The 13,433-nt window shown below is 43.5% G+C and carries 10 protein-coding genes; 2 read left to right on the plus strand and 8 right to left on the minus strand.

The annotated features are described in order from the left end of the window. Positions 1-182 precede the first annotated feature (182 nt). From ACYX4J_RS15575 to ACYX4J_RS15605, 7 genes are all read right to left on the minus strand, one after another. Positions 183-1,208, minus strand: coding sequence for a hypothetical protein (locus ACYX4J_RS15575; RefSeq protein ID WP_476177009.1), 1,026 nt, complete (start codon positions 1,206-1,208; stop codon positions 183-185). Positions 1,209-1,241: 33 nt separating this feature from the next. Beyond that, positions 1,242-2,267, minus strand: coding sequence for a hypothetical protein (locus ACYX4J_RS15580; protein ID WP_476177010.1), 1,026 nt, complete (start codon positions 2,265-2,267; stop codon positions 1,242-1,244). 111 nt (positions 2,268-2,378) lie between these two features. Next, on the minus strand, positions 2,379-3,401 hold the full coding sequence (locus ACYX4J_RS15585) for a hypothetical protein (RefSeq protein ID WP_476177011.1): 1,023 nt from the start codon (positions 3,399-3,401) through the stop codon (positions 2,379-2,381). Positions 3,402-3,504: 103 nt separating this feature from the next. Then, complete coding sequence (locus tag ACYX4J_RS15590; RefSeq protein ID WP_476177012.1) at positions 3,505-4,593, minus strand: hypothetical protein; 1,089 nt, start codon at positions 4,591-4,593, stop codon at positions 3,505-3,507. A 388-nt stretch (positions 4,594-4,981) separates the two neighbouring features. Next, positions 4,982-5,776: a right-handed parallel beta-helix repeat-containing protein gene (locus ACYX4J_RS15595; protein WP_444916427.1), complete on the minus strand. Its 795-nt coding sequence runs from the start codon at positions 5,774-5,776 to the stop codon at positions 4,982-4,984. Between the two features lie 493 nt (positions 5,777-6,269). Then, the gene (locus ACYX4J_RS15600; RefSeq protein WP_476177013.1) at positions 6,270-7,904 is read right to left on the minus strand and encodes a PepSY-associated TM helix domain-containing protein; all 1,635 of its coding nucleotides are present in this window, start codon (positions 7,902-7,904) and stop codon (positions 6,270-6,272) included. 4 nt (positions 7,905-7,908) lie between these two features. Then, complete coding sequence (locus tag ACYX4J_RS15605; RefSeq protein WP_476177014.1) at positions 7,909-8,223, minus strand: hypothetical protein; 315 nt, start codon at positions 8,221-8,223, stop codon at positions 7,909-7,911. A 494-nt stretch (positions 8,224-8,717) separates the two neighbouring features. Here ACYX4J_RS15605 and ACYX4J_RS15610 point away from each other — a divergent pair, with 494 nt between their 5' ends. After that, entirely contained in the window at positions 8,718-10,772 is a 2,055-nt protein-coding gene (locus tag ACYX4J_RS15610; protein WP_476177015.1) for a TonB-dependent receptor, read from the plus strand. Positions 10,773-10,863: 91 nt separating this feature from the next. On the opposite strand, the gene ACYX4J_RS15615 is transcribed toward ACYX4J_RS15610, so the two are convergent. Next, a complete protein-coding gene (locus tag ACYX4J_RS15615; RefSeq protein WP_476177016.1) occupies positions 10,864-11,748 on the minus strand; it encodes a hypothetical protein in 885 nt (294 codons plus the stop codon). A 713-nt stretch (positions 11,749-12,461) separates the two neighbouring features. Here ACYX4J_RS15615 and ACYX4J_RS15620 point away from each other — a divergent pair. Further along, complete coding sequence (locus tag ACYX4J_RS15620; RefSeq protein WP_476177017.1) at positions 12,462-13,274, plus strand: NosD domain-containing protein; 813 nt, start codon at positions 12,462-12,464, stop codon at positions 13,272-13,274. Positions 13,275-13,433 lie beyond the last annotated feature (159 nt).

A 13,433-nucleotide genomic window follows, 5' to 3' on the forward strand; every position in this document is an offset into this window, starting at 1 on the left:
TGTTAGACTGGAAAACTCTGAGATTCAGAGTTCTTAAAAAAAGCTCAACCAGGCAATGCGCCATTGAATACCCCTCGGCAGTCATTGACACATTGATTGGCTGATTTGATTTATTTGAATCACTACTAAAAATTTATACAAAGAAATAATGGTTACCGCTCCACCTAGATGGAGCGTAAAACCTACTGCAAACCGAGTATTGTATTATTATCCCCAAATTGAGCTGCAGCGGCCAGGTTATTAACGGTTGTCTGACTCAATCGCAACTGATTGGTATCGCCATCCTGTATAGCCACTGCGGTATTAAAACTCTGTAGCTGTACTATCAAGGAATCATTAAGCAGACCACTTAACTGTAATGTTTCTCCAAAATTAAACTCATTGCTTTGCACAGTTTCCGCAGTATTAAGCCCGCCGCGCTGTTCAGTTAGAGCCGTATTAAAAGCGCCAATCTGCTCATGGATCACCTCAAGGCTGGTACCATCCTGAAAAATATAACTATCATGCCCTAAGTTTTCTTGAGTGGATTCTACAAAGTTATTATTTCCAACCTGAAGCGCAAAAGAATTAGAGGCCACAGCAGAATCTTGCGTAATCTCCAAATCCATAGAATTCCCAACCTGAACCCCAGCACCAATATTATTTATCGCAGAGCTTTGACCTATATCGAACCCTAAATTTTCACCTACCTGAAAAATAATTCCCTTATTTCCAAGACTATCGCTCTGATTAACTGAAGCACTACTACCAGCACCTAACTGGTTAATAACAGCCAAACTGTCAGCACTACTGGTCTGAATAATCGTCGCATCGAGTAGCACTCCTCCGCCCTGTAAAATAAAAGCAGAGTCATCTTGGGCACTAACCTGAAGTGTAGAAGCTGTATTCCCAGAGCCAAACTGATACTGTATAGAGGTTGAAGAAACTGTTGTCCCTAGTTGCTCTGAACTAGCGGACAAATTACTACCGACCTGCCGCTGGATAATAGTGCTAAATTCGGTAAACGAAGCCTGAGTCGCCGAGACTTCATTATTGGTACCAATTTGCAGCTGAATAATAGTGCTTCCATTTACGCCAGGATCACTTTGATCAGCTTCTGCAGTATTACCCTCCCCAATTTGGATGAGCTGATAGGTATTATCATCCGCAATTCCCACGGTACTGGAAATAGAAAGTAGAGCGCCTATCACGAGAGAACTATACTTCATTGCCGAATACTCCCTTTCATCTGACAATATTAATTACTGAAGTCCTAATACCGTGTTGTTATCACCGAACTGCATAGAAGTAGAAAAATTTCCAGCAGTAGTCTGGCTAAGACGTGTAGAATTACTAGCTCCCGTTTGGATGGCGACGGCTGAATTAAGCACATCCAACTGTACAATTAAGGACTCATTTAGCAAGCCGCTAAATTGAAGTGTCTCAGCTGTATTAAATCCTGCGCTCTGCGCGGTTTCGGCAGTATTAATTCCACCAAACTGCTCTGTATATGCAGTATTAAAATCACCAACTTGATCATGCACAGCCTCAAGACTAGTGCCGTTCTGGAGTATAAAACTGTCATGCCCCACATTCTCTTGTGAGGATTGAGCAAAATTGTTGTTTCCACCTACTTGCATCACAATAGAATTTGAAGCTGAGGCTGAGTTTTGCTCGATAGCTAAGTTAAGAAGATTACCTAACTGAAAACCTACGGCGGTATTCTCTGACCCCATAAATTGATTGATCAGGTAAGTTAGATTTTCCCCAACCTGGATCATAACACCAGTATTGCCGAAGCCATCTCTCTGCGATGTAGAGCCATCATTATTGATGCCCACCTGATCCACTCTCGCATAATCATTAACACTATTACGGTGATCTACCATCGCCAGGTTGCCAGATCCAACCTGCAAAATTGAACTTGACGTCCCCTCTGCATTAAACTGAAGCGAAGATCCAAAGTTGTTAACTCCAACTTGATTAATTATAGAGCTAGTAAAAACAGTTCCTTCTTGCGCAGCATCTGTTTCGTTTGTATCGCCTGTCTGATACTGAACAATCGAGCTAGAGACCGTTACTCCCTCTTGTGTTGCCATAGCATCATTGTTATTACCAATTTGTACTTGAATAATGGTACTACCAACTACTGCGGAATCACTCTGATCAGCCGATGCGGTATTACCATTACCGATTTGAATAAGTTCGTAGGTATTATCAGCCGCAATAGCTACGCTTCCAACGAGTATTAAAGCGACACCAACAACGAGAGGTCTGTACTTAGTCATCTAATACTCCTTTAAGATGAGTAATCCCGCACACAAAACAGAGGCCATCAATCTCCCAGAATTTCTCTGGGAGATTGTTTACCAGAAGAACAACCAAAAGACTCCCAAGTATTACTGAAGCCCCAGGACCGTATTGTTATCACCAAACTGAGCAGAGGTAGCAAAATTTCCTACTGTTGTTTGGCTTAGTGTCGTCTGATTGGTATCTCCTGTTTGCGCCGCAATGGCAGTGTTAAAAGCCTCTAGTTGTACAACGAGTGCAGTATTCAACAGACCGCTAAACTGCAGGATCTCTGAAGAACTAAAATCTCCACTCTGAGCTAACTCAGCAAAATTTAGCCCACCGAATTGCTGAATAAATCCGCTACTAAAGTTACCGATCTGCTCTTGAATCCCTTCTAAACTTGTTCCATCTTGAATACCGACACTGGTATTCCCCACATTCTCCTGCCTACTTTGAAATGCATTATTATTGTTGTTCTGATAAATAAATGAATAGGAATCAAAAGCAGAGATTTGTGAAATCCCACCATCTAAGGCATTACCTGACTGAAAAATGACAGCTTGATTTCCCGCACCACCAATCTGATCAATTGCGAAATTCAGCGCCGACCCAACCTGTAGACTAAAGGCTGAATCCCCCAGACTGTTTTCTTGAGTAGCTGAACCGTTATTAGAGCTGCCTATTTGAGTTGCGCTAATTGAATTATTAGCACTATTTCTCTGCAGCATAGAGACATTATTGCTATCACCCACTTCATTGACATTAATGGTACTACCCAATGTATTGAATTGAGAAATTAAACCATCATTATTATCACCTATTTGCGTAACTATAACAGCTGATAGCACAGCTCCAACTTGGTACACCTCCATAAAGTTACTATCGCCAACCTGGATCTCAATAATGCTACTAAATTCGGTAAACAACTGCTGTTCACCTAAGATCTGATTATTGTCGCCGATCTGTGTCTGACTAATAAGGCTATTAGTAACACTGGGATCACTTTGTTCACCTGTTGCAGTATTTCCAGAGCCTACTTGAAAAACCATGTAAGAATTGTCAGCTGCTATAGAAGTCGCACTTGCTACTGCAATTAAAAAACCTATTGAAAGAGGTTTTAATGTATTCACCACAAACTCCTTTGAGTAACATAATTTAGAAATAGACAACCATCCGCGCCATCGAGCAAAATAGAGTAAGCGCAAGATCTAATTACATTACTTTGATTCAGATTTACTGTAAGCCTAAAACCACATTTCCATCCCCCACTTGAGTAGCAGAGGCGGTATTACCAGCGGCGGTTTGGGTAAAAGTAATTTGGTTGGAGTTACCCAACTGAGAAGTGGAACTGGTGTTAAAACTAGCTAACTGTGCAACAACAGCAGAATTACCTGTCCCCCCAAGCTGTAAAATATCGGCGTCATTAAAGGTCCCAGCCTGTGCAATTTCGGCAGTATTAGTGCTACCATACTGTTCCGCCTGAACCGTACTAAATCCTCCTACCTGGAACACCTCTACACTGTTTGACTCACCAAACTGTTGGGAATAAGCATCGTTATAGAGGCCCGACTGCTCATGGCGAGCATCCAATCCCTCTCCTTCCTGACGAATTTCGCTATAGTGGCCAATTGATTGCTGCAGCGTGTCTGCGCTGTTACCAACTCCATCTTGAACCACTATTGCAGTGGAATCAAAAGCAAGAGTATGGCTAACGTTTAAGGAGTTGGAGTTCCCGTACTGCTCGGTAGTAACACTGTTTCCAACACTCGAATTTTGTACAACGATTGTGCTTTGGTCACTACCTTCCTGATGCATGGAAATAGAATTCCCAGCTGTGCCGTTTTGCAATAAAGTAGCAGCGTTTGCATCCCCAATCTGAACAATACTTACAAATTCTCCCAGCGTATTTGTTTGCATGAAGGAAGCTTCATGGTTATCTCCAATCTGCACAATTAATATAGTGCTTAACTCTGCAAACTCTTGCCCGGGTGCCGCAGAGTTATTATCTCCAATTTGCTCTACCAGGATGCTTGAAAAGACCGATCCCGCTTGGGTTGCTTCAATATAGTTACTGTCACCTACTTGTGATTGCTGAATTAAACTAAATGACGTAAACAGATTCTGTGTTGCATACACCTCGTTATCATCGCCCACCTGGACTTGAATAACAGTGTTGCCAATAGCTGAGGGGTCACTTTGTTCTGAGTTTGCTGTATTACCCGATCCCACCTGAAGAACATCATAGGTGTTATCGGCGGCAAAAGAAGCACTTCCAATAAGAGTAAAAAAAGCAGTTGCTACAACAGGTCTGTACATGTTCATCCAATACTCCTTAAAGATGACAGGTCCAGCTCGAAAGCTTTTACGACGATTTTTTCAAGAAAGCAGCATCATTGAGTAGAACAAATATTGAGGTCGTGGCGCATTGCATGGGCCACTTAGGGGCGGGCGGTGACAGTTGAATGACTAGCTTCATAAGTCAAACTCATACTACTTCGCATACAAACATCAATATTGCGATACTTCTTGAGTAATAAAACGATGCTGAATTCAGTATTGATAAGAAACAGAGGTTTTTCTATGAGAGATTAGTTGTATGCTAGTGGGAAGAAAGTATCCTGTTTACACAGGCGAACAACCAGAGAGTGAGTATTTCTTACTAGAAAATGAAGGAGCAGCCATACACTTCGACTACTCCATAGATTATTATTTAATCTAAACAACTCGGATCAGCCGTATCAAAAATATTTCCATACCATAAATTGGTAGACATACAGGCATCCGGATTTGAGTCAACCAAGTCACCATCAGGGTTACCCGTTGCTATGTTTCCGGTAATCAAATAATCACTTTGACCCCCTCCCTCCATTGATATTCCAGTCTGTCCATTATTTGTCACTATATTTTGAACAACCAAGCCACCAGAAGATGGGTCAATAACTATTCCCTCACCATTGTTGTTATCACAAATATTCTGAGCAACAAATGAGTTATCACCGTTAATCAATATCCCGCTAGAGGTTCCTCCTTGGTTATCTATAAGAAAATTTCCAATTACTTGACTGTTAGAACCTTGAATTTCAATCCCTCGATTAAAGAAACCAGTAGCAGTAGAACCATTCACAATATTATTTTCGCTTATTAACCAAATACCGACGTCGATACCATCTTGCACAGTCATCGTTTGAATACTATGAAAGCCATCCCCATCCACAAAAATACCTATTGCACATCCATCCACCACTCCATTTGAAAGAACAGCCGCGCTGCCGAGGACGTCAATACCTCTAGAGGATCCACCGCCACATTCCAAGGTGAATCCATTCATATCTAAACTTCCAGTTGGACCCTCAATCGTTAGCGCCGGCGTACCACTACAATTTAATAGATCTTCAGTGAGAATCTCTGCGCTTGTAATAGTATCTCCACACTCCACCGCAGCCACTGACACAAAGGGAAGAGCCAATATTGCTGACACTAGAAGCTTCACATCCATTAGTTTCATGAGCTAAACCTTTAAGTCTATAAAAACAACAATTAAAAAAAGTTCGCATCCGAAGATTTTACTTTTATCGGAGGCGAAGCATTTTTTAGTCTAGCTACGGTTATTAACTTAACGATAAGAAAATTTTCTCATACCTTAAATTTTGAAATTAAAACAAATTGACACTAAATAATACTTTCGGCCTAGGACCTAATAAAATCCAAGCACACCAAACGACGTAATGCCTTTATTAAAATTAACGCCTTCTATTTAGCAAGTAGCTATGCAAAGCCTATTAGCTTTTAAACGCTCTCTGTCTACTCAGGATCAAAATCTAATAAAAAAGGAATGGGCAGGCTATTCAACTTATTCATATGCGCATAAGCACAAGAATTGGAGTCAGCCTATTTAGCAATACCTATAGAGGCATCAGGCATGAACTAAAGGTAAAATAATCATTCCAATAGTACCCATATATCATCAAAAAAGGGGCTCTAAATAGAGCCCCTTTTTATTATCCTGATGCCTGTGGATGGGTATCAGGTAAAGGATTTTGAATACTACTCTCTACCAAGGGCTTCTCCACAAGCTCAGACCAGACACTGTCCGCTTCGATTTTTGCCTGCCGCTTGCGAAGATGAATCAAGAGTAAAACAAATGATGCACCTATCAGTAGCGCAACAACGTCAACCGCCCATACCTGGGTGGCAGCTCCCAGCAACTCGCCATTTATAAGTGAGCTAATTGGTATCAGGAAGATAGCGGCGGCACAGAAGACAAGGAGCTGCCGAGCAGCTGCCATGGGACGACGAACAAATACCCATGCCAGCGCAAATAAAAAGCCTGTGTAATAAGCGGCTTTCTGCCAAAACTCAATATCCACCTGCGCATGGGGCAGCCATTTAACTGCCAGCATACTAGCGGCGACCCCCAAGATAGTGCCCAGCCCAACCCCCACTGTGAGCTTTGCCATTACCACTGATGAGGTTGTTTGTACCGGCAGCGCCCCCTGCCCCCTGCGTTTTTTGCGGCGGCTTTCAATCCACAGCAGATTGCCGGTGAGGAATATCAGCGCTCCCATAATGCCGAGAATAAAGTACACCCAGCGCACGGCATTTCCACCAAAACTGCCAAAATGCAGCGAGAAAAAACTCATTACTGCGCCACTGTACCCATTCAAGTTGCTGGGTAGAAAGCTGCTATAGGGAATCTCCCTTTGATAGGGATTACCGAGCACATAGCCGTACTCAGCACCGCGCACCACCTCGCCATGCATGATTCCACCTACTCGCATTCGCGGAGCCCGGGTATCCAGATTTAAATAGAGGATTTCTGCCATCTGGAATTTGGGTTCCCCCTTCTGAATCGCAGCTTCCAACTCTGTGACAGGCACCAACTCAGAGAAGCTCTTCACCTCTGCTGGCGCCGGGCGAGTGAACATAGGGGAATCACCGTAGACCACCACGCGCAGGGCACCATAAAGCGGATCATGGAAGGCAAATACAAAAGCGGTAAAAGCAATAATTAAGTGAAACGGTAGCGAGGTGATGCCCAGTACATTGTGAAAATCCAGCCAGTAGCGCTTCCGGTTTTTACCCTTTCGGAGTACCAATAAATCTTTGAACCAAGTGGGCAGGAAAACAATCAGGCCCGAAATTAGCGCAACAAAATACAGAGCCGCCACAACACCCAATACATAAGTACCAAAAGCATCGTGGCCCTCACCACCGGGAATACCGGCGGTGCGATGTAAATGGTCGACAAATTCGCCAATGGCGGAAACCGTAAAACTTTGAGTGATCAGCTGCCTTTTTTCATCGAAGCTGGCATACCAGAGAGTATGGTCATGGGTTTCTTCATCCTCTATTTCCCAACTCACCGGTGCCGCCTGCAGACCCGCCAGTGGCAATTGGACGGTCATCTGTTTTGCCGCTTCCGGGTGTGCCTGCAGAACTTCGGAAATAAGGCTGTCATACTGATCGACAGAAATACTTGGCAGGGTGGTCTCAGGCTGCAGAGCCCATTGATTGAGGGGCCCTTTAAACATGGTCAGGGCACCAGCGACAAAAGCGATATACAGAAACAAGCCTGCAACAATACCGGTCCAGGTATGCACGCTCTTATAAGTTTTAATCAGTTCAACGCGCATATTCTTAGACTCCGAATCTCGCTACCCACAACAGGGTAAACAGCACCAAATTTAGCCCCAGGTAGAGAGACAACATACGTCTGACACTAATAAACAGGTAAACCAGACTTACCAAAGTGAGCCAGACAGGTGTGATCAGCCACATCACGAATTGGCTTTTATCATCGACCACTACATCACCGGGGCCCCACAGAGCAATCAATCCAGCAATGGCAATTGCGATGGGTAATCCCAAGAAAACTGCACACAGGCTTTTTACCCACCAGTGAGGTTTATAGCCTTCTAACCCTTTTTCAATTCGCTTCTTTTTCTTTGCCAAGACTTTGCCTGGCTTATCTAGCACTCCGCTAAAAGGCAGCAATCCCAGAGTTAGCATAAAAGTACTAAGAAGCGTAAAGGAAGCTGACATTGCCGAAAAATTTTGGTGGAAAAGTGCCCAGGAAATGACAAGGAGCGCAAAACTGATGAGAAGAGCGGGGTAAAACTGGATTGGTCTCTGCTCACGCCACTGCTGATTGGGACAGCCTAAATAAAAGACAGAAGACGCAAGGAGACAACTCAATAGGCCGAGTCCCGTTAAAACTGAGGAATACATTTCTAGTTTCACTTAAGGGTTAGAAGCACTACCACTAAAGTGGTAGAAAATTGTTTGCCAGGCACTGATTAATCGGTGCAGCTAAGCCGTTGCCAGACCAAATAATAGTGAGAGTTTATTGCGGCAATTCCCTATTTGCAAATAAGAATGATTAGCATTATATTCGCTGCCGATCTTCCTTGTCGGCCTGACTTCTTTACCTTGCTAGGGATTACGCTATGTATAAACGCCACCTGCTCAGCAAAGCCGTTTCACTCACTATTCTTGCTTCGATTGGTGCGACTGCGATCGCCGCAGATGAGAAGAAAGAAGAGTATGCGCCGCAGGCAATGGAAAATGTCATTGTTATTGGCGAGAAAACAGAGCGCTCCCTCAAGGAAACCACGTCTTCGGTATCCGTGATTACCGAAGAAACCTTAAATAGCATGCAACACCTGAGCATCACCGATGCGGTGTCCAATATCTCTAACGTGGTAGTACTTTCCGGCGCTACTCCAGATATTCGCGGTGTGTCCGGTAATGGTTCAGCCACCGGCTTTAACTCCTTTACGGGTGGTGCCAAAGCCCGTGTCTCCACGTTAATTGATGGTGTCGCCGAGCCATTTGTCGCAGACCTCACGGGTGATTCCGGTATTTGGGATGTAGAACAAATTGAAGTATTTCGTGGACCCCAGTCCACCAGCAATGGCCGTAACAGCATTGCCGGCTCTGTATTTATCAAAACCAAAGATCCCAGCTTCGACTGGGAAGGTGCAGCTCGCGTAGGTTACCGCGACCAGGATGGCTACATCGATACTTCTGGCATGATTTCCGGCCCGATTGTTGATGATACCCTCGCCTTCCGCCTGACGGCCCAGCAACTCACCGGCGACACTATCAGTAATGCCCAAGAGTATGAGGGCAACCCCGCTGACTTCGACCTGAACACTCTGGAAACCGAGCGACTGAAAGGCAAGCTTCTGTGGACCCCCACTGAAAAGTTAAAGACATTATTTACTGTGTCCACTAACAGTGAAGAGGGAAATACCGGGCGTATGTACTACACACTAACCGGTGTTGATGACTACGAAACTTATTTCTATCGCGACATGGACACTGAATCCACAACTACCAGCGTTAAAGTGGATTATCAAATCAGCGACGATATATCTATTGAAGTCCTGGCAGCTTATATGGATTACCAGTGGGGCTTTGATTCCTATGAAGAAGAAGCCACCAGCCAACAGTATGTTCGTATGGACGAACAGAACACCACCATCGATGCAAAGTTAAACTTTGGTCTCACCAGTGACACCCTGCACGGGTTTATTGGCTTTGCTCACTTCGAAAGAGAGCAAGAATTTCACAGCACTGGTTCGACCACCTATTTCGGTGATGACAAAAGTACCTCTACTGCACTTTATGGTGAAGTAACTTACGCACTGACAGACCGACTGAATCTAATTAGCGGTTTGCGTGTGGAGAATGAAGAACAAAATCGTGATTTCAATTTTAACAATGGTTTCTTGATTGCAGGCCTGGACACTGATGAAACCATCACTCTTCCAAAGCTTGCCTTGCAATACGATCTAACTGAAGACACCGTTGTTTCTGCCAGTGCCCGTAAAGGTTACAACGCGGCAGGTGGTGCCCTTAACTTCAGCGCAGGCGACTATTACTACTACGATGAAGAAACCGTTAATACCTACGAGCTGACCGTTCGCAGCTCCCTGGCAAACGGTACTTTCAACCTGAGCGGTAACCTCTTCTTTAATGAGTACTCCGGCTACCAAGCTCTAAGCTCTTCCCGTGTTATCGTCAACATGGATGAAGTTGAGACTTATGGTCTTGAACTTGAAGCCGTAGCTATGCTGACCCCGCAATGGGAATTGCGTGCCGGCCTGGGCTTGTTGGAAACCGAAATCACTGACGCCGGTGTTGACTACGCCGATACGAATGGCAATGAGCTCAACTCAGCGCCCAACGTCACTGCAAATCTAGGTACGAAATTCTGGGTTACCGATGCGTTCAACGTAGGTATTTCCGCAAATTATGTAGGTGAGTACTACGGTGACTTTAGCAACACCGATGAGAGAGTTGCTGGGGATTACGTTTTGGCACGACTGAATGCGAACTATGAAGGCCAGGACTGGACTGTTTCAGCTTATATTAATAATGCCCTGGATGAAGAAGGTTACTTAACCGTTGAACCGGTCAGTGCACGTTATCCAGACGGCTACGCAGCCATTGTTGAGCCCCGCAGTATTGGTGTTTCTGCTACCTACCGCTTCTAATTAGCTCCTTTACCAACAGCTAAAAATCCGGCCCCTAGTTGAGTTTATCTCACACAGGGACCGGAATTACGATATCGTCCTAAGCCTCGCCCTACTGCACAATTATTACCATATTGCTGTTTCCAATCTGGGAAACATTAGCATTTTGAAAATCGTTAACCTGGCTAACGGTAAACATATTTAAGTTACCCTGCTGTAATGCCGTGGCAACACCATTCGCTCCGCTTTGGATAGTCGAACCCATATTAGTCAAACCGATCTGAGTGGTACTTGCCAAATTAAAGCTGCCAGATTGAGCGTGGATAATAGTGTTAAATTCATTTTGCTGACTAATTGCACTGGTATTATTATTATCTGTTTGATTCACAGTAGCATTATTACTATTTCCCAACTGACTTAATGTGGAAGTGTTAGTGTCGGATACAAATTGCGACACAGTAGCCACATTCAAATTCCCTTGCTGGGCAGTTACCGCCGAGCTCGTCGTGCTATTGGTTTGAACAACCGTACCGGTGTTGTTGTCACCTACTTGATTAATAACTGCTGTATCAGTAGTACTACTTGACTGTGTAACAGTGGCAAAGTTAACCAGATTAAACTGATTAATAGTTGCAGTACTGGTTGTAGACGCCACCTGATTAATTACGCCAACATTAGTATTCCCATTTTGAGTAATAACGGCAGCCACAGTATCAGATGAATTCTGAGCAACCGTGGAAGAATTTAAATTCCCTGTTTGTATCTGATTAACTGTGCTTCCGGTATTTCCGTTTACCTGAGTAGCAGTGACTGTATTAGTGTCGCCAGTCTGGGTTTGGCTGATAAAGTTAAATGTAACGGATGGATCACTTTGATCCGCTGTCGCGGTATTACCTATTCCACTTTGGTTCTGAACCGCAACATTGTCGGAGGCAAAAACACCCTGACTTGCAACAGCAAGCAGGACCGCAGCCGCCAACGGGGCACACCTTTTCATATTTATCTCCTTAGAATATGAAATGTCGCAAAATTAAGATTCTTATACTGCATCAACACACGAAGTTAATTAGCACCATATGCAACAACATTAAGAGAAAGCGATTTACGATCAGCTGCGCTTAATTTTGCTAAAACAAATACCGGAACTTCAGCATTTATGCTTATAAACTCTTGCTTCTCAAGGACTCAATCCCCAGCTTCCTTCAGGAATCTATGCTTGATGCTGTGTTGAGTCTTATCTCCGATGGCACTTTCAGCAATAGGAGAATAGTGCGGAAAATATAGGAAGAAAGTTCCCCCCCTATTTAGGAAAACAGCCATACTGTAGGCGAATCCATTATTTTTAACGCCATCACTACACACATACAACGAAACCTCTCAAACATACCCTCTCTTAATATCAACCAGGCCACAAACCACTCTAGAAAATCACGCCCTCACTAATTGACACGCCACCAAAGAACAATTATGGAAACACTACGCATATTTGAACCGAAAAGCCAACCTTTAAACTCATCTATAAAACACCAAATAATAAAAACCCAACTCCTCCAGCACATATCCCATCAACATAGTTAATCAATAGGAATTATTCTCCATAAATATGAGAACAACTTCCTATTGTCACCAACCAAACAAAGACCAAAATTCGAGATATTTACACCCTATCAACCACTTCAAATATCAGACAATCACAATAGGAATATATCAATGAAGGCGATTTTAAATATTAAAACATCAATAATCGCAGCAGCAAGCTGCTGCTTAATAAGTGCACCGGGCATTGCTTTAGCCGTAAGTTGTGGTGATATAATCTCTACTGCCGAAGTATTGGATGCGGATATATCTAATTGTGCGATTTCTCCTGCCATCACAATAATGGGCCCTACCGGTAGTCTCGATCTCAATGGATTTTCATTATCCTGTGATGGCCTGGCTGGCACAGGAATTCTACTGGAAGGAACTACAGCTGTACTTATTAATAGCCAAGCATCCAGTGGCATCATTACATCATGTGATATAGGCGTATCTGTAGAAGGCAGCGGCCTTCACAATGTCATCGGCGTTACAACGCAAGAAAATGGATCTTTGGGAATGTCAGTCAGTAGCAGTCGCAATATTGTCAGCGGCTCAATCAATGACTTTAATTTTGGTAATGGCATTATCGTTCTCGGCGACTGGAATAGTTTTTTTGAAGTAAGCGCCACCAGCAATGGGGAAGGTGGCATTATTATCTCAGGAGATAACAATCAAGTTTTCCAAAGCACCGCCAGAAATAATACTTTTTCTGGAATAGCAATCCAAGATGCAAACTACACCAACATTATACTAAACACTACATCAAGTAATAATGAATACGGTATTTCAGTAAGTAATTTTGGGCAAGTAGGGAATCTCATAACAGGAAATACTGCTGAATCCAACGACATAGATGACCTATTTGATGATAATACTCCTGCCTGTGTAGGAACCACATGGTACGGTAATATTTTCAGCTCATCAAATGACGCCTGCATAAACTAGCTTAAAAAAAATTGCGGGATTCAAGGCATTAAACTTCTAGCCTTTGAATCCCGTATAAAAACAATTAACGCTTATCTATATCTTACTTCTGAGAATATCTCTCTATAACTGAACCAGCCTAGCAAACCAAACTCTCCTCTCACTACATCAATCCACACT

It is taken from the genome of Microbulbifer sp. ABM4_008, from assembly GCF_056311705.1.